Consider the following 18,850-nt stretch of genomic DNA (forward strand, 5'->3'; position numbering starts at 1 on the left):
CGGTTTTAGCGGTTGCGCTGGTTCATGAACACCAGCTTTTCAAACAGGCTCACATCCTGCTCGTTTTTCAGCAACGCGCCCACCAGCGGCGGGATGGCGATTTTCTGGTCGGCCGTCTGCAGCACTTCGGGCGGAATGTCCTCGGCCACCAGCAGTTTGAGCCAGTCGATCAGCTCGCTGGTGGAGGGCTTTTTCTTCAGGCCAGGCAGGTTGCGGATGTCAAAGAACACCTTCATCGCCGCCGACAGCAGCTCCTGCTTGAGCGCAGGAAAGTGCACGGCCACGATCTGCTGCATGGTCTCGGCATCAGGGAACTTGATGTAGTGGAAAAAGCAGCGGCGCAGGAAAGCGTCCGGCAGCTCCTTTTCGTTGTTCGAGGTGATGACCACCAGCGGGCGGTGCTTGGCGCGGATCATCTGGCGCGTCTCGTAGCAGTAGAACTCCATGCGATCGATTTCGCGCAAGAGGTCATTGGGGAATTCGATATCCGCCTTGTCGATCTCGTCGATCAGCAGCGCCACCGGCGCGTCGGCCGTGAAGGCCTGCCACAGCACGCCTTTGAGGATGTAGTTGTTGATGTCCTTGACGCGGGCTGCGCTCTCGGGGTCGGCGAGCTGGCTGTCACGCAGACGACTGACCGCATCGTACTCATACAAACCCTGCTGGGCCTTGGTGGTGGACTTGATATGCCACTGCAGCAGCGGCATGCCTAGCGCCTGTGCAACCTCCTCCGCCAGCATGGTTTTCCCTGTCCCTGGTTCCCCCTTGACGAGAAGCGGTCTTTGAAGGGTAATTGCCGCATTGACCGCCAGCATGAGGTCATTGGTCGCGACGTAGTTCTGTGTGCCTTGGAATTTCATGGAAGTGGATGCAGAATCGTGATGACGGGGCCAGTACAGCGTTGACTATAAACCCAGATCTCCGCATCACTGCGGCGGCCTGAACCACACGATTGTGCGCACAATGAATAAAAGATGGACCACGATATTTGCCTTGCTTGTCGCCTCAGCGACCGGCGCAGTCTGCGCGCAGGAGATCAAGGGCAATGCCAAGGCGGCTGAGGGCAAGGTGGCGATGTGCATCGGCTGCCACGGCATTGTGGGCTACAAGGCCAGCTTCCCCGAGGTCTACCAGGTGCCCAAGATTTCGGGCCAGAGCGAAAAATACATCGACGCTGCCTTGCATGCCTACAAGAAGGGCGACCGCAAACATCCGACGATGCGCGCCATTGCCGATTCGCTGAGCGAGCAAGATATTGCCGATCTGGCCGCCTACTACGCGCAGCACACGGTGGGCGCGACCCAGCTGGCGGATAAACCGTCCAAGGTGCCCAGCGCCGAGGTGGCCGAACTGCTGAAAAAGGGCACCTGCGTGAGCTGCCATGGCGACAACTTCTCCAAGCCGCTCGATCCCTCGTACGCCAAGCTCGGCGGTCAGCACCCTGACTACCTTTACGCGGCACTCAAGTCCTACACCATCGAGAAAAACGCCCGCATCGGCCGCAACCACCCGATCATGGTGGGCATGGCCAAGCAGCTGACCCACGCCGAGATGAAGGCGCTGGCCAACTACATTGGCAGCCTGGATGGCCCGCTGCAAATCGTGCCCGAGTCGCGTTTTCGCAGCAAACAGGCGTCCAACTGATACCTGAGTCTGGCCAGTCGTTGGCCGCTCAGTCTTTGGTGGCCTGGCGCTGCACGGCCGCCACATAGGCATTGCCGTCCGGTGGGCGGCCCGAGCGCTGGCTCTCCCACAGCATCGTGCCCAGGCATTCCATGGCCACATGGTGGGCGTCGTGCAAGGAGCCGAGGCGCTTGGCCAGCAGCTCCACCGCCTGGCGAATGCCGCGCGGCTGGTCAATGCTGCACTGCTCGCTGATCGACAGGTGCATCGACAGGTGCAGGAAGGGATTGGTCTTTTCCGGCGTGAGGTCGTAGTTGCGGGCAATGGCCGCGTCTACATCGCTCAGGTCTTCGCGGTATTTCGGGTGCTCATCGATCCACAGGCTGGCCAGGGTTTCGATGGCCTCCATGGGCTGGCCCGCCTGGTGCTTGGCATAGGCGGCGCAGAAAAATCGCCGGACATCGGCTTGGGAGGGGTTGAACATAGGGCGCATAGCGTAGCATGCGCTTGGCAGCGACGCTGGGCTGTGGTTAAGGCGGTGGAGGGATGGCCGGCGCTCAGATCTGGCTGTGCGGGTCTTCAGGCGGCGGCGGGTAGGGGCTGCTTGGCGCGTCCTTGGCTTCCTGCACCTGCTCTTGCCTTTCCTGCCGCTCGCGCGCCATTTGCTCGACCAGTTGCTCACGTCCCTGCTTGGCAACAGCCAGCATGGTTTCGCGGTCATGGTGGTGTTCGTACATCTTGTCCGACAGCTCGATGTTGTGCGCGCGGAACACCGTCACCACGTACTGGGCGTCTTCGGCGCTGTAGCCCATCAGCTCCAGCGCCTTCTCGGCCGTCTGCAGGCTGGAGTCAAACACCTCGCGGTCGACATGGTGCACGCCCATGTCGCGCAGCGCATACCAGTGCGCCACGTCCTTGGCCCGGGCGACGATCTTGAGGTGCGGAAAATGCTGCTGCACCAGGCGCACGATCTGGTTGGTCTGCAGCTCGTCGTCGACCGCAATCACCATGACTTCGGCCTTCTCGGCGCCGGCAATACGCAGCAGGTCCTGGCGCGTGGCATCGCCGTAGAACACCCGGTAGCCAAAGTTCTGCGCCACTTCCAGCATCTCCACGCTGTGGTCGAGGATCACCGCCTTGATGCCCTGGCTCAGCAGCACGCGGGTGACGATCTGGCCGTAGCGGCCAAAGCCGGCGATCAGCACGGTGGCCTCCTGCTGCTCACTCAGCTCAGGCGGCACATCGTCGCCCTTGGCCAGGTTGGCAAAGCGGGGCATCAGCCAGCGGTCCATCGCCGCCACGATGAGCGGCGTGGCCACCATCGAGATGGCGACTGAGCCGATCAGCAGGGACGACTGCTGGGGCGTCAAGATGCGCTGCGCTTGAGCCGCGCTGAACACCACAAAGGCGAACTCGCCGCCTTGGGCCAGCAGCAGGGTAAACAGCGGGCGCTCCTGCACCGGCATGCGCAGCAGCTTGGCCAGCCCATAGATGACCACGGACTTGATCAGCAGGAACATCAGCACCAGCACCAGCATGGTGAGCGGCGCCTGCACGATGACCGCGAAATCGATGCTCATGCCCACCGCGATAAAGAACAGGCCCAGCAGCAGGCCCTTGAAGGGCTCGATATCGGTCTCGAGCTCGGCGCGGAACTCGCTGTCGGCCAGCAGCACACCGGCGAGAAAGGCGCCCAGCGCCATCGACAGGCCAATCTGCAGCATCAAAAAGGCAATGCCCACGACCAGCAGCAAGGCGGTGGCGGTCGATATCTCGCGCGACTCGCTTTGCGCAATCCAGCGCAGCACCGGGCGCAGCAGGTAGCGGCCCACCAGAATCACGGCCACGATGATGGCCAGGGTCTTGCCGATCTCCAGCAGGATGTTGCCGTCGTTCTGCGCCGCCTGGTGGCCCACGGCCAGCAGCGGAATCATGGCCAGGATCGGGATGGCGGCCACGTCCTGAAACAGCAAAATCGCAAAGCTGGTCTTGCCGCTGGTGGTGGACATCAGGTTGCGCTCGGCAATGCTTTGCAGTGCGATCGCGGTCGATGACAGCGCCAGGCCCAGCGCGGCAATCAGCGCCAGATGCCAGTCATAGCCAAAAGCCAGGCCCGCTGCAAAGAGCCCGGCGGTGCACAGCAGCACCTGGGCGGTGCCCACGCCGAAGATGGGCCGGCGCATGCTCCACAAGCGGCTGGGCTGCAGCTCCAGCCCGATCAGGAACAGCATCAGCACGACGCCGAATTCGGAGAAATGCAGGATGTCCTGCACATTGCTGACCAGCTGCAGGCCGCTGGGGCCGATGATGATGCCCGCGACCAGGTAGCCGATGATGGTGCCCAGGCCCAGCGCGCGGGAGATCGGCACCGCGATGACGGCTGCGGCCAGGTAGAGAAAGGTATAGGTAAGCCAGGCGGGAGCGTGTTCCATGCTTGCGTTTTGTTATCGGTGTTTTGTCGTTGCGGTGCACAGATTACTTTTATTTGCCGGGTCACGGTAATTTATTGCAATGTTTTGCGGTTGGCGCAGGTGGGTATTGCCGCCTTAGCTATCAAAAAGGGATGTGTGGATGCTCGGCAATGGCAGCGGCGCCCACGGGCCTGGCCGGGCCGCGCGATAATCGCCGCTTTGCCCCGCAGGGGCTGCGTTGGTGGCAGACGGCTCTGCTGCCTCAGGATGGACCATGGATTTGCATACTTGGATGGCGTATCTCGTTGCGGCTTGCATCATTGCCGTATCTCCCGGATCGGGCGCCGTGTTGTCAATGAGCCACGGGCTCTCGTACGGCGTGCGCAAGACCAGCGCCACCATCCTGGGCCTGCAATTGGGCCTGCTCCTGATCCTGCTGATTGCCGGGGCCGGTGTCGGCTCGCTGTTGATCGCTTCGGAGACGGCTTTCAATGTCGTCAAGATCGTCGGGGCCTGCTACCTGATCTATATCGGCTTTTCCCAGTGGCGCGCCAAGGGCGGCATCATGGACACCCAGGCCGAGCAGCCCGCCAGCGGCAGCTGGCAAAAGCGGGCGCTGAGCGGCTTTTTGACCAATGCCACCAACCCCAAGGGCATCATCTTCATGGTGGCGGTGCTGCCCCAGTTCATGACCTCCGAGCGGCCGCTGTGGCTGCAGTTGCTGATTCTGGCGGCCACCACCTTGGCCGTCGACACCGTGGTGATGCATGGCTACGCGGGCAGCGCCAGCGTGCTGCGCCGCCTGCTGCGCGACAGCCGCGCCATGCGTATCCAGAACAAGGTGTTTGGCGGACTGCTGATGCTGGTGGGCATGGGCCTGTTTTTCGTCAAGCGCTCGCAAAGCGCGGCTTGAGCCTAAGAACCTGTTTAAAGTCTCCTCGCGCCGCGACAGTGTCTTTGCGAGATGGGATGCGAGGCACAGCGCGCAGCCAATAGCCAGCTATTGGCAAGCGCTGCAACGAAGCAGACCGCTCGCAAAGCCACTGTCCCTACGGGTTGGAGTGAAATCGGGCGATTTCTTCGCGCTGGCCCTTGCTTGCACCCCGGTGCAAGCTGCGTTCCATCCCTTCGAACTCATCCCGATTGCACTCCAACGCGGCTGCGTAGAGACTTTGAACAGGTTCTCAGACATGCCCCGCTGAGGTTGTGGGGCAGGTGGGTAGTTACTGCGCTGGCGTGCCGTCCGGCATCGCAAAGCCATTCTGGCGCCAGGCCTCGAACACCGTCACCGCCACCGCATTGGACAAGTTCAGGCTGCGCTGGCCCGCCACCATCGGCAGGCGCACGCGCTGGCTGGTGGGAAAACCCTCGCGCAGCGCCACCGGCAAGCCCCGGGTTTCACAGCCAAACACCAGCCAGTCGCCGGGCTGAAAGCGCACATCAAACGCCGGGCTGCTGCCATGGGTGGTCATCGCAAACATGCGGTCGGCGGCAGGCTGCATGCGTTCGATAAAGGCGTCCCAATGGGCATGGCGCTGGGTGGCGGCGTACTCGTGGTAGTCCAGGCCGGCGCGGCGCATCAAGCGGTCTTCCATCGAAAAGCCCAGCGGCTCGATCAGGTGCAAGCGGCTGCCGGTATTGGCACACAGGCGGATCACATTACCGGTGTTGGGAGGGATTTCGGGTTCGACCAGGACGACGTTGAACATGGCAAATGCGCAAAAACAAGGGCGCCAGTGTAGCGGCCCCGCCAAACAAGGGTGGACCGCTGCGCTATTGGCCGGGCGCCGGCGTTCTGGCAAACACCAGCGCCTGCACCGCTGGCGCGCCTTGCGCCTGCAGCAGCTGCGCCACCGCGCCCAAGGTGGCGCCGGTGGTCATCACATCATCGATCAGCAATGGGCACGCACCCAGATCCTGCGCTTGCAGGCCCGGGCGCAGCGCAAAGGCATGGCGCAGGTTGCGCAGCCGGGCAGCGCGCCCCAGGCCGGCCTGGGCGGGCGTGTCCACCAGCCGCTGCAGGTAGCGCGGCTGCACGGTTGCCAGTCGCAGCGAGACAGGGGCCTGGCGGCGCAGTGCCTTGGCCAGCAGCAGTGCCTGGTTGTAGCCGCGCTCGCGCATGCGGGCAGCAAACAGCGGCACGGGCAGGATGACGCTGGCCTGCTGCAGACTGGCCAGCACCCCCGGCGTGTGCAGCAGCAACTGCGCCATGCGGTTTGCCCATGCCAGCTGCTGGTGAAATTTGAGCCGCAGCACCAGGGCATCCCAAGGCGGGCTATAGTCCACGGCGGCATGGCAGCGCTGCAACAGCGGCGCATCGCGCAGGCAGCCGGCGCAGACCTCGGTGCTGGCCGGCAGCGGCAGTGCGCAGCGGCTGCAGCGGCGCAGACCCGGCTGCCAGCAGACGCTGGCGCAGGCCGTGCAGATCCAGTCACTGGGCCAGCTGCGGCAGACCAGGCACTGGCTGGGCCAGTGGCCCAGCACCTGGGCCGCACGCTGCCACAGGCTGGGCCGGTGTTTCTCGGGTGTGGCTGCTGTCATCGCTTTAATACCAATCAATAATCTGCGCGCCAAAGCGCAGGTGTTCCCCCATGGCTGAATTTACCGCACCTCCGTCGATCGACCCCAACGCCGCCCATGCCTGGCAGCGGCGCGCGCCTGCGCACAGCCCCTGGCTGCACGAAGAGGTGGGCCGTCGCATGCAGGACCGGCTGCAGTGGATCGTGCAAAAGCCCGAGGCCTGGTGCAGCTGGGAGCCCGTATACGGCGGGCTGGAGGCGCACCAGCAGGTGGCAGAGCGCTACCCGGCGGCCGATATCCATATCGTGGAAAGCCGCCCGGCCCATGCCGCGCTGCTGCGCAGCCAGCTGGACAAGCCCTGGTGGGCGCTGAGCCGCTGGCGCCAGGCCAAGCTGCACTGGGGCCTGCCGGCGCCCGGAAGTGTGCAGATGCTCTGGGCCAATATGGCGCTGCACCAGCATCCCAACCCCCAGCAGCTGCTGCAGACCTGGCACCAGAGCCTGGCGGTCAACGGTTTTGTGATGTTTTCCTGCTTCGGGCCCGATACGCTCAAGGAGCTGCGTGCGGCCTATGCCAGCCAGGGCTGGCCCGCTGCCAGCCATGAGTTTACCGATATGCACGACTGGGGCGATATGCTGGTGCAGGCCGGCTTTGCCGAGCCGGTGATGGACATGGAGCGCATCACCCTGTCGTACTCAGGCGCCGCCCAGTTGCGCGCCGAGCTGCGCGAGCTGGGCCGCAACCTGCACCCGGCCCGCTTTGGCGGCCTGCGTGGCCGCCAGTGGCGCAACCAGCTCGATGCCCTGCTGACGGCCAAGCTGGCCGATGCCCAGGAGCAGGGGCGCCTGGTGGTCTCGTTCGAGATCATCTACGGCCATGCCTTCAAGCCCACGCCGCGCATGAAAGTGCAGGGCGAGAGCAGCATCAGCGTACAGGACATGCAGCAGATGCTGCGCCAGGGGCGCCCAGGTGGCGCCTGATGGCTGGGGCCGCTGCCGGCTCTGCTGATGTGTTGTGCGCAAGCGATTGGGTGATTCAGCAAACCACCTAACATATGGGCGCGCTGTCCAGTGGTGGACAGCTGCTGTTGTCAATCTCCTATGATCCCGGGATTGCATGGGTTGCAATCTTGCGCGGTTGCGGCCATGCTCGCTGTAATGACCAAGTGGCATGGGTGCAAGCGGAGATGCACCCGGCGGTGTCTGCACCACGCGGCTGGATGTCTTCCCCCCACAGGACACCCCAGCCTGCCCTACATAACGATGAGAAGATGAGAAGTAAGTGACAACTATGAAAAGTGATTCTCATAAGCTGGCTTCTTGGCTGCTGCTGGTGGCATCTGGCCTCACCTCGGCAGCACATGCGGTGCAAAGTCTTCCCGGCGGCCCGGCCGTTGGGCAGATGAACCTGGCGCCTCCCGTCACCCGAATTGCCCAGGAGCAGCACACGCTGCACTGGATGATGCTCTGGATCTGCACCATCATCTTTGTCGGTGTGTTCGCGGTGATGTTCTATTCCATCTGGAAGCACCGCAAATCCAAGGGGGCGGTGCCCGCCACCTTCCATGAATCGGTCACGGTCGAGGTCACCTGGACGGTGCTGCCCTTCATCATAGTGATCCTGATGGCCTTGCCGGCGACCAAGGTGCTGGTCGCACAAAAGGACACCACCAATGCCGACCTGACGGTGAAGGTGACTGGCTACCAGTGGAAATGGGGCTACGACTACCTGACCGGCGAAGGCGAGGGCCTGAGCTTTATCTCTACGCTGGACAGCGGCCAGCGCGCGATGTCCAACAGCGGCGATGTCTCCAAGGCGCCCAATGACTACCTGCTGCGCGTCGACAAACCTTTGGTCGTGCCCGTCGACAAGAAGGTGCGCATCATCACCACCGCTGCCGATGTGATCCACTCCTTCATGGTGCCGGCCTTTGGCATCAAGCAGGATGCGATCCCCGGCTTTGTGCGCGACACCTGGTTCCGCGCCGAGAAAACCGGCGACTACTATGGCCAGTGCGCCGAGCTGTGCGGCAAGGAGCATGCCTACATGCCCATCCATGTGAAGGTGCTGTCGGCCAGCGATTACTCCGCATGGGTCGCCGAGCAAAAGAAACTGCTGGCCGCGCAGGCCGATGACCCCAACAAGGTCTGGGAGCTGGCCGCGCTGGTGGCCCGGGGCGAGAAGGTCTATGCCGCCAACTGCGCCGCCTGCCACCAGGCCAATGGCAAGGGGGCCGGCCCCATCAAGGCCTTGGATGGCAGCCCGGTGGTGCTGGGCGCCACGGCCGACATGATGCACACGGTGCTCGAAGGCCGCGCCAATGGCGCCATGCCGTCCTGGAAGCAGCTGAGCGATACCGACCTGGCAGCGGTCGTCACCTTTACCAAGAACCACTGGAGCAACAAGACCGGCACCATGGTGCAACCGGCCCAGTTTGTCGCGGCACGTACCGGCAAATTCCCGGAAGGCGGAGGCTCAGCAGGTGCTGTGCCGGCTGCAGCCCCCGCTGCGGCGTCTGATGCCGGCGCTGCTGCCGCCACTGCTGCAACCGCTGCTGCAACCGCTGCTGCAACCGCTGCGCCTGCCGCGCCTGCTGCGGCATCGGCATCGGCATCGGCATCGGCATCGGCCACCGCAGAGGCGCCGATCTCCCAGGTGCTGTTTGCCAGCGGCAAGAGCGAGCTCGACAGCCAGGCCCAGGATGCCGTGAAGAAAGCCGCCGCCGCGCTGGCCGGCCAAAGCGGCAAGGTGGCGTTGTCCGGTTTTGTCGATGGCACCGGCAATGCCGACCAGAATGCCGAGCTGGCCAAGAAGCGCGCCCAGGCCGTGGCCGAGCTGCTGGTGGCCCAAGGCGTGGCAGAGGCGCGTATCGAGATGCGCAAGCCGCAGACCATAACCGCAGGTGAGGGCGCTGACAGCCAGGCGCGCCGTGTCGATATTGTTGCTGCACCCTAAGGCGTGCAAGCCCTAGAAGAGCCATCGGAGTCAAGATTTATGAGCGCTGTTCTCCCCACAGACCCCAGCCATAGCGACCACGGCCACGCCGACCATGCCCATGACGACCACCACCATGGTGCGCCCACGGGCTGGCGGCGCTGGGTGTTTGCCACCAACCACAAGGACATCGGTACGCTCTACCTGCTGTTCTCGTTCACCATGCTGATGGTGGGTGGCGTGCTGGCGCTGCTGATCCGTGCCGAGCTGTTCCAGCCCGGGCTGCAGCTGGTCAACCCCGAGCTGTTCAACCAGCTGACGACGATGCACGGGCTGATCATGGTGTTTGGCGCGATCATGCCGGCCTTTGTCGGCTTTGCGAACTGGATGCTGCCGCTGCAGATTGGCGCGAGCGACATGGCCTTTGCGCGCATGAACAACTTCAGCTTCTGGCTGATGATCCCGGCCGGCCTGATGCTGGTGGGCTCGTTCTTCATGCCCGGCGGCGCGCCCGCTGCGGGCTGGACCTTGTACGCGCCATTGACCCTGCAAATGGGTCCGTCGATGGACACCAGCATTTTTGCGATGCACATCATGGGCGCCTCGTCCATCATGGGCTCGATCAACATCATCGTCACTATTTTGAACATGCGCGCGCCAGGCATGACCTTGATGAAGATGCCGATGTTCGCCTGGACCTGGCTGATCACCGCCTACTTGCTGATTGCCGTGATGCCGGTGCTCGCTGGCGCAATCACAATGACCCTGACCGACCGCCACTTCGGCACCAGCTTCTTCAACCCCGCAGGCGGTGGTGATCCAGTGATGTACCAGCATATCTTCTGGTTCTTCGGCCACCCCGAGGTCTACATCATGATCTTGCCGGCCTTTGGCATCATCAGCCAGATCGTGCCGGCCTTCAGCCGCAAGAAGCTGTTTGGCTATGCCTCGATGGTCTATGCGGTGGCAGCGATTGCGATCCTGTCCTTTATCGTCTGGGCGCACCATATGTTCACCACCGGCATGCCGGTGACCGGCCAGCTGTTCTTCATGTACGCAACCATGCTGATCTCGGTGCCCACAGCGGTGAAGATCTTCAACTGGGTGGCGACGATGTGGCGCGGCTCGATGACCTTCGAGACGCCGATGCTGTTCTCGGTGGGCTTTATCTTTGTGTTCACGATGGGGGGCTTCACCGGCCTGATCCTGTCGATGGCGCCCATCGACATCCAGCTGCAGGACACCTACTACGTGGTGGCGCACTTCCACTATGTGCTGGTGGCCGGTTCGCTGTTCTCGATGTTCGCTGGCTACTACTACTGGGCGCCCAAGTGGACAGGCGTGATGTATTCGGAGTCGCGCGGCCGCATCCACTTCTGGGGCTCGCTGATCTTCTTCAACATCACCTTTTTCCCGATGCACTTTCTGGGTCTGGCCGGCATGCCACGCCGCTATGCCGACTACCCGATGCAGTTTGCCGACTTCAACATGATCGCCTCGATCGGCGCCTTCGGCTTTGGTCTGATGCAGGTGTATTTCTTCGCCTTTGTGGTCTGGCCCGGCATGCGCCACCGCGGCGAGAAGGCTCCGCAAAAGCCCTGGGAAGGTGCCGAGGGTCTGGAGTGGGAGGTGCCATCGCCCGCGCCATTCCACACCTTTGAGACCCCGCCCAAGCTGGACGCCACTGCGACCAAGGTGATTGGATGATCACGCCGGCGCAGCGCAAGGCCAACCGGCGACTGGCATGGATTCTGGCGTCGATCGCGCTGGCGTTCTTCATCGGATTTCTCGTAAAAATGACGGTGCTCTAGCAGCACAGGGAGCAGCAGGTGAGCAGACACGCAGACAACGCGAAGATGGTGGGCAAGCTGGCCGTGGTCGCCTTTGGCATGTTTGCCTTCGGCTACGCGCTGATCCCGCTGTACAAGCGCATCTGCGAGGTCACCGGCATCAACATCCTGGCGCTGACTGAGCGCGATGTGCCCGGCAACGGCACGGCCGGCAAAAACGTCAAGCTCAACAGCCAGGTCGACGAGAGCCGCACTATCACCGTCGAGTTCGACGCGAATGCGCGCGGGCCCTGGAGCTTCAAGCCGGCGGTGCGCACGATGCAGGTGCACCCCGGCGCGCTGAGCACGGTGATGTACGAGTTCCGCAACGAGCAGGACCACCGCATGTCGGCCCAGGCGATTCCCAGCTATGCGCCCAAGCAGGCCGCACCGTATTTCAACAAGCTCGAGTGCTTTTGCTTCAACCAGTACACCTTGGAGCCGGGCGAGCGCAAGGAATGGCCGGTGGCCTTTGTGATCGACCCCAAGCTGTCCAAGGATGTGACGACGATCACCTTGTCCTACACCTTCTTTGAGGTCGGTGGCCGCATCCCGGCGGCACCTGCATCGACGGCGGTGCTGGCGCCTGCGGTGCAGGGTGCTGGCGCACCGGCAGGGGCATCCTGATGGCCAGCGCGCCCGGCCCGCAACCGCCGCGCAAGGGCAATCTCTGGCGCACGGTCAAGGCCGTGGCCTGGTCGTTTTTGGGCGTGCGCAAGGGTTCGGAATGGCAAGAGGATGGCGTGCAGATCACGCCACTGCAGGTGATCGCCGTGGGTTTGGTGGCGATCTTCCTGTTTGTGCTGGGGTTGATGGCCCTGGTGCAATGGTTGGTTTGATGCCAGTATTGGCATAGCGGAAGAATGAATCAATAAACGAAATACCAGGAGCAGCGATGAGTGCGACTTCCCATGGCACCACACCGTACTACTATGTTCCGGCCGAGTCCCGCCACCCGGTGATGGCGGCCATTGGCCTGGGCTTTGTCATTGCCGGCGCCGGCAACTGGGTCAATGGCCACACCTGGGGCATGTACCTGCTCTTTGTCGGCATTGCCTGGTGGCTGTGTGTGCTGTACCAGTGGTTTGGCGATGCGATCCGCGAAAGCGAGCAGGGCCTCTACAGCCACCGCATCGACCTGTCCTACCGCTGGAGCATGAGCTGGTTCATCTTCTCGGAGGTGATGTTCTTTGGCGCCTTCTTCACCGCGCTGTGGTGGGCGCGTGCCCATTCGCTGCCGGCGCTGGGCAGCCTGGACAATGCCATTCTCTGGCCCGACTTCAAGGCCGTGTGGCCCAGCGTGGAAATGGGCGCGACCGCCTCGCCAGCGGGCATCGTCGAGCCGTTCCAGACCGTGGGGCCCTTCTGGCTTCCCACCATCAATACCGCGCTGCTGCTGACCTCGGGCGTTACCTTGACCATTGCCCACCATGCCTTGCAGGCCGACCAGCGCAGCAAATGCATCCGCTTCATGTGGATGACCGTGGTGCTGGGCATCGTCTTCCTCTGTGTGCAGGGCTATGAGTACTTCCACCTCTACACCGAGCTCAACCTCAAGCTCAACTCCGGCACCTACGGTTCCACCTTCTACATGCTGACGGGCTTCCACGGCTTGCATGTGTTCATCGGCATGCTGATGCTGCTGGTCATCACCTTGCGGCTGCAAAAAGGCCATTTCACCGCCAAGAAGCACTTTGGCTTTGAGGGTGCTGCCTGGTACTGGCACTTTGTCGATGTGGTCTGGCTGGGCCTCTATATCCTCGTGTACTGGATGTAGTTGGGGTGGGGGTGCTGCCGAGGGCCTCAAGCCCCCAGCGGTATGCCATGGGGCTGCAGGTAGCCCAGCTTCCAGGCCAGCAAGATGCCGGCAAACACCAGCACCGACAGCGCAATGCGCAAGGTCAGCGCCCAGGCCATGCGCTTGCTGCCGGCGCCGGACTGGTTGCCGCGCAGCATGAAAATCCCGGCCGCTGCCAGGCAGGCCAGTATCACGACAAAGGCGAGTGCGATGAGCAGATGCATGGTGCTGTCCTCAGGGTGGTCTCGGTGTTCTTGGAGTGCGCTGCGAGTCGCTTCGAACGGCCCTCTGGCGCCCGGCGCAACAAACCCATTGTGCGGCAGCGCCAGACGGGGCGCTATCGGCCTGCACCCCAATAGCCTCTCCTCGCAGCATTGTGGCCAGCGTGCTGCTGGCTGCCGCGCTCTGCACCGGGTATAAGCAGCGTATGCCCGCGCCTTCTGCTTCCTCCTCCATCCCCAAGACCCCTACGGAGCGCCGCGCCCAGCTGCGTTTTGTGCTGATGACCGTTGCGGCAGCAGCCTCGATGCTGCTGACCGCCTCGCTGGGGTTCTGGCAGCTGCGCCGCGCCGATGAGAAGCTGGCCTACCAGGCCCAGCTCGATGCGCGTGCAGCCCTGCCGGCGCTGGACGGGGCCAGCCTGTTGCAACCCATGAATGAGGCCGAGCGTTCCAGCCTGCAGCACCGCCAGGTGGTGCTGCGAGGCGAATGGCTGCCACAGTACTCGGTCTACCTGGACAACCGCCAGATGCAGGCGCGCCCCGGTTTTTATGTGCTGACACCGCTGCGCCTGGCCGGCTCGGTAGCGCCAGGCCAGCCGCAGACCGTGCTGGTGCAGCGGGGCTGGGCGCCCCGCAATTTTGAAGACCGCCTGGCGCTGCCGCAGGTGCAAACGCCTGGCGGTACCGTGCAATTGCAGGGCCGGGTGGCGGGCCAGCCGGCGCGCCTTTTGGAGCTGCAGACGTCCGCCGCGCAGCCAGGGGTTTCCCGAATCCGGCAGAATCTCGACACCGATGCTTACGCGCAGGAGACCGGACTGCCCTTGGCAGCACTGACCGTGGTGCAGACCGGGCCGGCCAGTGAGGGCCTGCTGCGCGACTGGCCCGTAGTAGGCAGCGGCGTGGAAAAGCATTATGGTTATGCATTTCAATGGTTTGGTCTGTGTAGCCTGATTGCGATCCTCTATGTCTGGTTCCAAATTGTCCGACGTGTCCTTCGACGCCGCAGCCACCCAGGCGCCGCCGCCCGCTGACGAGGCGCTGCTGGGCCTGACCGTGCATGGCCTGCCGCCTGCCGAGCAGGCGGAAGCCGCACTGGAGGAGGCCGAGCGCTCGCGCAGTGGCCGCCTCAAGATGCTGCTGGTGCTGCTGGTCTGTGCGGCGCCGGTGATCGCGTCCTACTTCACCTACTACGTGATCCGTCCCGAAGGGCGGCGCAATTTTGGCGAGCTGGTGGGCCAGCAGCCGACGATTCCGGCCGCGCAGGTCAAGACCCTGGACGGCCAGCCCTTTGAGCTGCAAAGCCTCAAGGGCCAGTGGTTGCTGCTGAGTGCCTCGGGCGCGGCCTGCGACGAGGTCTGCCAGAACAACCTCTACCTGCAGCGCCAGCTGCGCGAGAGCCTGGGCCGTGAGAAGGACCGGCTGGACTGGGTCTGGCTGGTGACCGATGACGGCGAGCCGCCGCCAGCCTTGCGCACGGCACTGGACCAGGCCACCGTGCTGCGGGTGCCCCAGGCGCTGGTGGCCCAGTGGCTGCAGCCGGCGGCCGGCCAGCAGTTGGGCGAACATTTGTACGTGGTGGACCCGCTGGGCCACTGGATGATGCGTTTTCCCGCCCAGCTCAGCCGCTCCGATGCGGCCAAGGCGCGCAAGGATCTGGAGCGGCTGCTGCGTGCGTCGTCGAGTTGGGACAAGGAAGGGCGGTAGTGGATAGCTAGCATGACATCGCAGGATTTATATGATTTCGCGCCGCTGGCGCGTGTGTTGCTGACCGGGGCCATCATTGCGCTGGGCCCCATCGTCTGGATTTGGTGGCGCCACCGCGGTGCCACGCCGCTCAAGCGCCTGCAGGTGCTCGCGGTTCTGACCCTGTTCCTGTCCTTTGACCTGGTGATGTTTGGCGCGTTCACGCGCCTGACTGATTCGGGCCTGGGCTGCCCGGATTGGCCCGGTTGCTACGGCAATGCCAGCCCGATTGGCGCGCATGCCGAGATCTCTGCCGCGCAGGAGGCGATGCCGACCGGCCCGGTGACCCATGGCAAGGCCTGGGTGGAGATGATCCACCGCTACCTGGCCACTGCGGTGGGCGGCCTCATCATTGTGCTGACGGCCAGTGCCTGGTTGCAGCGCAAACGCGGCGGGCCGCAGCCGATCAGCCCCTGGTGGCCGACGGTCACCCTGGTCTGGGTGCTGATCCAGGGGGCCTTTGGCGCGCTGACGGTGACGATGAAGCTGTTCCCGGCGATTGTCACCTTGCACCTGCTGGGCGGCACCGTGCTCTTGATGCTATTAACCGTGCAGGCAACGCGCCACACGCAATTTGCCGATAATCTAGGGTTAGTCCCAGTGCCGAGCCTGTTGCGCGGCCTGGTGGCGGTCACGGCGCTGCTGGTGTTTGCACAGGTGACCCTGGGTGGCTGGGTCAGTACCAACTATGCGGTGCTGGCCTGCACCAGCTTTCCCATGTGCAATGGCGCCTGGTGGCCGGCGATGAACTTTGACGGGTTCCAGATCTGGCGCCCGCTGGGCTTTCTGGCCGACGGTGCGCATATCAGCTATGAAGCGCTGGTGGCCATCCACTACATGCACCGGCTGTTTGCCTACCTGGTGATTGCCGCCTTGCTGTGGCTGGGCTGGGCCCTGCGCACGGTGCCGCTGCTGCGGCAGCAGCGCCGCTGGCTGGTGGGCCTGACGCTGCTGCAATTTGCCACGGGACTGTCGAATGTGGTGCTGGACTGGCCGATGCTGGCGGCCGTTTTGCACACCGGGGGCGCTGCCGCCATCATGGTGGTGCTGACCTGGATCTGGTGTACTGCGGGCCCTGAACCTGCCCGCAGTGCTGCGAGTTGATGACGCTGTATGGAACAAAGACTGAGTGCCCCGATGACCGAACTTGCCGCAACGCCAATGCCGAACCGCTTTGCGCAGTTCTATGCATTGACCAAACCCAAGGTGGTGCAGCTGATTGTGTTTTGCGCACTGATCGGCATGGTGCTGGCCGTGCCCGGTGTGCCCACCGGCGCCGAGCTGCTGCGCATGGCCGTCGCGTGTGTGGGCATCTGGCTGGTGGCGGGGGCCGCTGCCGCCTTCAATTGCCTGGTCGAGCAAAGCATCGATGCGCGCATGAAGCGCACCGCCTGGCGCCCCACAGCGCGCGGTGAGCTGTCCAACCTGCAGACCCTGATGTTTTCTGCCGGGCTGTGCATCGCCGGCTCGGCCATTCTGATCGTCTGGATCAACGCCATCACGATGTGGCTGACCTTTGCGACCTTTGTCGGTTATGCCGTCATCTACACGGTGATCCTCAAGCCGCTGACACCGCAGAACATCGTGATCGGTGGCGCATCGGGCGCGATGCCCCCCGTGCTGGGCTGGTCCGCGATGACCGGCGATGTCTCGCCCCAGGCGCTGCTGCTGTTTTTGATCATCTTCCTGTGGACGCCGCCGCACTTCTGGGCACTGGCGCTGTACCGGGTCGAGGACTACCGCAAGTCCGGCCTGCCGATGCTGCCGGTCACGCATGGGAACTATTACACCCGCGTGCAGGTCTTGCTCTACACCGTGGTCTTGTTTGCCGCCGGCCTGCTGCCCTTCATCATCCAGATGAGCTCCTGGATCTACCTGGTGGCCGCAGTCGTGCTGGGTGCCGGGTTCTTTGGCTATGCCTTTGCGCTGTGGCGCAATTACTCCGACGCGCTGGCGCGCAAGACTTTCCGTTTTTCGCTGGTCTACCTCAGCCTGCTGTTTGTGGCGCTGCTGGTGGACCACTATGTGAGCTGGTAAATCTGCAATGAACAAGCGCAATGCCCTTCGCTGGCTGGCGGGCTCGGCCATGCTGGCCTCGGCCGCCGGTGTCCTCACCGCCTGCAAATCCAAGGCCGATTTCAACGCCATCGACCTGACGGGCAGCAAGGAGTATGGGCAGGATTTCTCCATGCCCGACCAGCATGGCCAGCGCCGCAGCATGGCCGACTTCAAGGGCAAGGTCGTGCTGGTGTTCTTTGGCTTTACCCAGTGCCCCGATGTCTGCCCGACCACTTTGGGCGACCTGGCCGCCGTCAAGCAAAAGCTCGGCGCAAAGGGTGACAAGCTGCAGGTGATCTTCGCCTCGGTCGATCCATCGCGCGACACGCCCGAAATCTTGCAGGCCTACCTCGCCAACTTTGACCCCAGCTTTCTGGCGCTGCGCGGCAGCGACGAGGAAACGGCCAAGATGGCCAAGGACTTCAAGGTCTACTACAAGCGGGTCGAGGGCCAGACCCCGGGCAGCTACACGATGGACCATACCGCTGGCGACTACATCTTTGACCCGCAAGGGCGCCTGCGCTTGTACAGCCGCTATGGCACCCCCGTTGAAACGCTGGCCAAAGATATCGAGCAGCTGATCGACGGCGCTTAAGCGCTTACACGCTTAACAGCGCTGGGCAAGCGCTGCACTCACATCGACCAGATACGCGGCCGCTGCGCCGGCAGGCCCCAGAGGCTGCTGCGCCAGTGGCCCCAGACCGTCTTCCACAGCTGCATCGCCGGCTCCACCACGGGCGCCAGGCCACGCAGCACCAGCATATGCTCGTTCGGCGCGGTCACCCCGGCCATCAACCCCGCTGGGCCTGCGTCCAGCAGCTGCTGGGTGCTCTCCAGCAGCGCTTCGCGTTGCGCGCGGTTGATGGGCGAGCCGCTGGCGTAGATCAAACTCCCCAGGCAGCGCTGGCCCGCCAGGCCCAGCTGTGCGTTGAGCAGCAGCCCATCATCGGCCCGGATACGGCCGCGTTCCAGAAAATGCCCCGGCCATGCGATGTGCTGCGAAAACACGCCCTGGGTAAAGGGCTGACCCGCCAGCGGCAGGCCCAGCGCGGTGATGTCCCAGGTCAGCAGCTCTGCATCCGGTGCCAGTTCCATCTGCAGCTCATTGGCCGCATCGCAGGCGTTGTAGGCAACGGCTTCCAGCGGCAACCATTCCAGCCGGGCGCCGGCCTGCAGTTTGAGGCGGGTGCGCTGCAAGGCCGGCTGGCCATTGCTCTTGTAAAAGCGCGTTGCGCCCGGCGTGGTGACGAGCGCATGGGCGCCTGCCGCCACCTCGACCGAGATATCCAGCATATCGCCACCCACCAGGCCGCCGGGCGGGTGCACCAGCACGTTGTGGCAAATGCCCGGGCCTTCGGGGTAGAGGCTTTTGAGAATGCGCAGCGGGCCATCGTGGCTGAACTGCACCGACGTCTTGCCGGCTTGCTGGCCGTAGCGCAGGTCTAGTTGGGCATGCCAGCTCATGGCTGCGGCGGGCGGTGGGTGCCTGGCGGGCAGCAGGGCGCAAGGGCCGGGATCGGGAGCGGGAGCAGGGGGACGAAAGACATGCGTGGGCTTTTGCAAGCCACGTGCCAGGAACTGCACTGCTCTGGGGTGTGGTCTGTGCCGAATTGGTGCATGCGCGGCTGCTGTGCATGCATGTGGTGCAAGGCGGGCGGGTGGCGGCACGGAAAGCGTGCATGCCCAGCCGTTGTAGCCCCTTGGCATGTGCCT

The 18,850-nt window shown here is 63.8% G+C and carries 21 protein-coding genes; 14 read left to right on the forward strand and 7 right to left on the reverse strand.

Translation table 11 applies throughout. The features are described 5' to 3' along the window. Positions 1-5 precede the first annotated feature (5 nt). The gene (locus tag N4T19_RS21165; protein ID WP_021025344.1) at positions 6-860 is read right to left on the reverse strand and encodes an AAA family ATPase; all 855 of its coding nucleotides are present in this window, start codon (positions 858-860) and stop codon (positions 6-8) included. 103 nt (positions 861-963) lie between these two features. Between N4T19_RS21165 and N4T19_RS21170 the strand changes: the two genes are divergently transcribed. Next, the gene (locus tag N4T19_RS21170; RefSeq protein WP_116924676.1) at positions 964-1,644 is read left to right on the forward strand and encodes a c-type cytochrome; all 681 of its coding nucleotides are present in this window, start codon (positions 964-966) and stop codon (positions 1,642-1,644) included. A gap of 28 nt (positions 1,645-1,672) precedes the next feature. Here N4T19_RS21170 and N4T19_RS21175 read toward each other — a convergent pair whose 3' ends face one another. Both N4T19_RS21175 and kefC read right to left on the reverse strand, forming a co-directional pair. Then, positions 1,673-2,107 (reverse strand): DUF1841 family protein, encoded by a 435-nt coding sequence (locus N4T19_RS21175; RefSeq protein ID WP_260718951.1) that lies wholly within the window; start codon positions 2,105-2,107, stop codon positions 1,673-1,675. A gap of 73 nt (positions 2,108-2,180) precedes the next feature. After that, positions 2,181-4,055 carry a glutathione-regulated potassium-efflux system protein KefC gene (gene kefC / locus N4T19_RS21180; protein ID WP_260718952.1) on the reverse strand — a complete coding sequence of 625 codons (1,875 nt, stop codon included), beginning with the start codon at positions 4,053-4,055 and terminating at the stop codon, positions 2,181-2,183. Positions 4,056-4,308: 253 nt separating this feature from the next. On the opposite strand from kefC, the gene N4T19_RS21185 reads away from it, so the two are divergent. Then, positions 4,309-4,947 (forward strand): LysE family transporter, encoded by a 639-nt coding sequence (locus N4T19_RS21185; protein ID WP_116924678.1) that lies wholly within the window; start codon positions 4,309-4,311, stop codon positions 4,945-4,947. A gap of 310 nt (positions 4,948-5,257) precedes the next feature. Here N4T19_RS21185 and trmL read toward each other — a convergent pair whose 3' ends face one another. Both trmL and N4T19_RS21195 read right to left on the reverse strand, forming a co-directional pair. Continuing rightward, entirely contained in the window at positions 5,258-5,743 is a 486-nt protein-coding gene (gene trmL / locus N4T19_RS21190; protein ID WP_182345090.1) for a tRNA (uridine(34)/cytosine(34)/5-carboxymethylaminomethyluridine(34)-2'-O)-methyltransferase TrmL, read from the reverse strand. Between the two features lie 64 nt (positions 5,744-5,807). Next, positions 5,808-6,575: a ComF family protein gene (locus N4T19_RS21195; RefSeq protein WP_260718953.1), complete on the reverse strand. Its 768-nt coding sequence runs from the start codon at positions 6,573-6,575 to the stop codon at positions 5,808-5,810. Between the two features lie 50 nt (positions 6,576-6,625). Here N4T19_RS21195 and N4T19_RS21200 point away from each other — a divergent pair, with 50 nt between their 5' ends. From N4T19_RS21200 to N4T19_RS21230, 7 genes are all read left to right on the forward strand, one after another. Beyond that, a complete protein-coding gene (locus N4T19_RS21200) occupies positions 6,626-7,534 on the forward strand; it encodes a methyltransferase domain-containing protein (RefSeq protein ID WP_182345091.1) in 909 nt (302 codons plus the stop codon). Between the two features lie 310 nt (positions 7,535-7,844). Then, positions 7,845-9,509 carry a cytochrome c oxidase subunit II gene (gene coxB, locus N4T19_RS21205; protein ID WP_260718954.1) on the forward strand — a complete coding sequence of 555 codons (1,665 nt, stop codon included), beginning with the start codon at positions 7,845-7,847 and terminating at the stop codon, positions 9,507-9,509. Positions 9,510-9,548: 39 nt separating this feature from the next. Next, the gene (ctaD, locus tag N4T19_RS21210; protein ID WP_116924682.1) at positions 9,549-11,195 is read left to right on the forward strand and encodes a cytochrome c oxidase subunit I; all 1,647 of its coding nucleotides are present in this window, start codon (positions 9,549-9,551) and stop codon (positions 11,193-11,195) included. Next, positions 11,192-11,299, forward strand: a complete 108-nt coding sequence (locus N4T19_RS21215; protein ID WP_021026279.1) for a cytochrome oxidase small assembly protein — start codon at positions 11,192-11,194, stop codon at positions 11,297-11,299. Before ctaD ends, N4T19_RS21215 begins: the two co-directional genes overlap by 4 nt. 18 nt (positions 11,300-11,317) lie before the next feature. Next, positions 11,318-11,944 (forward strand): cytochrome c oxidase assembly protein, encoded by a 627-nt coding sequence (locus N4T19_RS21220; RefSeq protein ID WP_260718955.1) that lies wholly within the window; start codon positions 11,318-11,320, stop codon positions 11,942-11,944. Further along, positions 11,944-12,156, forward strand: a complete 213-nt coding sequence (locus tag N4T19_RS21225; protein ID WP_021026277.1) for a DUF2970 domain-containing protein — start codon at positions 11,944-11,946, stop codon at positions 12,154-12,156. Before N4T19_RS21220 ends, N4T19_RS21225 begins: the two co-directional genes overlap by 1 nt. Before the next feature lie 56 nt (positions 12,157-12,212). Further along, on the forward strand, positions 12,213-13,094 hold the full coding sequence (locus N4T19_RS21230) for a cytochrome c oxidase subunit 3 (RefSeq protein WP_182345093.1): 882 nt from the start codon (positions 12,213-12,215) through the stop codon (positions 13,092-13,094). A 26-nt stretch (positions 13,095-13,120) separates the two neighbouring features. Here the strand turns inward: N4T19_RS21230 and N4T19_RS21235 are convergent, their stop codons facing one another. Beyond that, the gene (locus tag N4T19_RS21235; RefSeq protein WP_116924685.1) at positions 13,121-13,339 is read right to left on the reverse strand and encodes a DUF2909 domain-containing protein; all 219 of its coding nucleotides are present in this window, start codon (positions 13,337-13,339) and stop codon (positions 13,121-13,123) included. Positions 13,340-13,542: 203 nt separating this feature from the next. Here N4T19_RS21235 and N4T19_RS21240 point away from each other — a divergent pair, with 203 nt between their 5' ends. From N4T19_RS21240 to N4T19_RS21260, 5 genes are read left to right on the forward strand one after another with little or no spacing between them, the layout of a single operon-like run. Beyond that, complete coding sequence (locus N4T19_RS21240; protein WP_260718956.1) at positions 13,543-14,367, forward strand: SURF1 family protein; 825 nt, start codon at positions 13,543-13,545, stop codon at positions 14,365-14,367. Beyond that, positions 14,300-15,040 (forward strand): SCO family protein, encoded by a 741-nt coding sequence (locus N4T19_RS21245; RefSeq protein ID WP_116924686.1) that lies wholly within the window; start codon positions 14,300-14,302, stop codon positions 15,038-15,040. Before N4T19_RS21240 ends, N4T19_RS21245 begins: the two co-directional genes overlap by 68 nt. Before the next feature lie 12 nt (positions 15,041-15,052). Beyond that, entirely contained in the window at positions 15,053-16,183 is a 1,131-nt protein-coding gene (locus tag N4T19_RS21250; RefSeq protein ID WP_260718957.1) for a COX15/CtaA family protein, read from the forward strand. Positions 16,184-16,216: 33 nt separating this feature from the next. Next, a complete protein-coding gene (gene cyoE / locus N4T19_RS21255) occupies positions 16,217-17,116 on the forward strand; it encodes a heme o synthase (protein WP_409935134.1) in 900 nt (299 codons plus the stop codon). A 7-nt stretch (positions 17,117-17,123) separates the two neighbouring features. After that, entirely contained in the window at positions 17,124-17,732 is a 609-nt protein-coding gene (locus N4T19_RS21260; protein ID WP_116924689.1) for an SCO family protein, read from the forward strand. A 38-nt stretch (positions 17,733-17,770) separates the two neighbouring features. Here N4T19_RS21260 and N4T19_RS21265 read toward each other — a convergent pair whose 3' ends face one another. Beyond that, the gene (locus N4T19_RS21265; RefSeq protein ID WP_260718959.1) at positions 17,771-18,601 is read right to left on the reverse strand and encodes an urease accessory protein UreD; all 831 of its coding nucleotides are present in this window, start codon (positions 18,599-18,601) and stop codon (positions 17,771-17,773) included. Between the last annotated feature and the right edge of the window lie 249 nt (positions 18,602-18,850).

Source organism: Comamonas squillarum (genome assembly GCF_025309455.1).
Taxonomy (GTDB): Bacteria; Pseudomonadota; Gammaproteobacteria; order Burkholderiales; family Burkholderiaceae_C; genus Comamonas; species Comamonas squillarum.

Coding starts and splice junctions, on each gene's coding strand:
- N4T19_RS21165 (WP_021025344.1), bottom strand. CDS start 860: ATGAAATTCCAAGGCACACAGAACTACGTCGCGACCAATGACCTCATG.
- N4T19_RS21170 (WP_116924676.1), top strand. CDS start 964: ATGAATAAAAGATGGACCACGATATTTGCCTTGCTTGTCGCCTCAGCG.
- N4T19_RS21175 (WP_260718951.1), bottom strand. CDS start 2,107: ATGTTCAACCCCTCCCAAGCCGATGTCCGGCGATTTTTCTGCGCCGCC.
- kefC (WP_260718952.1), bottom strand. CDS start 4,055: ATGGAACACGCTCCCGCCTGGCTTACCTATACCTTTCTCTACCTGGCC.
- N4T19_RS21185 (WP_116924678.1), top strand. CDS start 4,309: ATGGATTTGCATACTTGGATGGCGTATCTCGTTGCGGCTTGCATCATT.
- trmL (WP_182345090.1), bottom strand. CDS start 5,743: ATGTTCAACGTCGTCCTGGTCGAACCCGAAATCCCTCCCAACACCGGT.
- N4T19_RS21195 (WP_260718953.1), bottom strand. CDS start 6,575: ATGACAGCAGCCACACCCGAGAAACACCGGCCCAGCCTGTGGCAGCGT.
- N4T19_RS21200 (WP_182345091.1), top strand. CDS start 6,626: ATGGCTGAATTTACCGCACCTCCGTCGATCGACCCCAACGCCGCCCAT.
- coxB (WP_260718954.1), top strand. CDS start 7,845: ATGAAAAGTGATTCTCATAAGCTGGCTTCTTGGCTGCTGCTGGTGGCA.
- ctaD (WP_116924682.1), top strand. CDS start 9,549: ATGAGCGCTGTTCTCCCCACAGACCCCAGCCATAGCGACCACGGCCAC.
- N4T19_RS21215 (WP_021026279.1), top strand. CDS start 11,192: ATGATCACGCCGGCGCAGCGCAAGGCCAACCGGCGACTGGCATGGATT.
- N4T19_RS21225 (WP_021026277.1), top strand. CDS start 11,944: ATGGCCAGCGCGCCCGGCCCGCAACCGCCGCGCAAGGGCAATCTCTGG.
- N4T19_RS21230 (WP_182345093.1), top strand. CDS start 12,213: ATGAGTGCGACTTCCCATGGCACCACACCGTACTACTATGTTCCGGCC.
- N4T19_RS21235 (WP_116924685.1), bottom strand. CDS start 13,339: ATGCATCTGCTCATCGCACTCGCCTTTGTCGTGATACTGGCCTGCCTG.
- N4T19_RS21240 (WP_260718956.1), top strand. CDS start 13,543: ATGCCCGCGCCTTCTGCTTCCTCCTCCATCCCCAAGACCCCTACGGAG.
- N4T19_RS21245 (WP_116924686.1), top strand. CDS start 14,300: ATGTCTGGTTCCAAATTGTCCGACGTGTCCTTCGACGCCGCAGCCACC.
- N4T19_RS21250 (WP_260718957.1), top strand. CDS start 15,053: ATGACATCGCAGGATTTATATGATTTCGCGCCGCTGGCGCGTGTGTTG.
- cyoE (WP_409935134.1), top strand. CDS start 16,217: ATGACCGAACTTGCCGCAACGCCAATGCCGAACCGCTTTGCGCAGTTC.
- N4T19_RS21260 (WP_116924689.1), top strand. CDS start 17,124: ATGAACAAGCGCAATGCCCTTCGCTGGCTGGCGGGCTCGGCCATGCTG.
- N4T19_RS21265 (WP_260718959.1), bottom strand. CDS start 18,601: ATGAGCTGGCATGCCCAACTAGACCTGCGCTACGGCCAGCAAGCCGGC.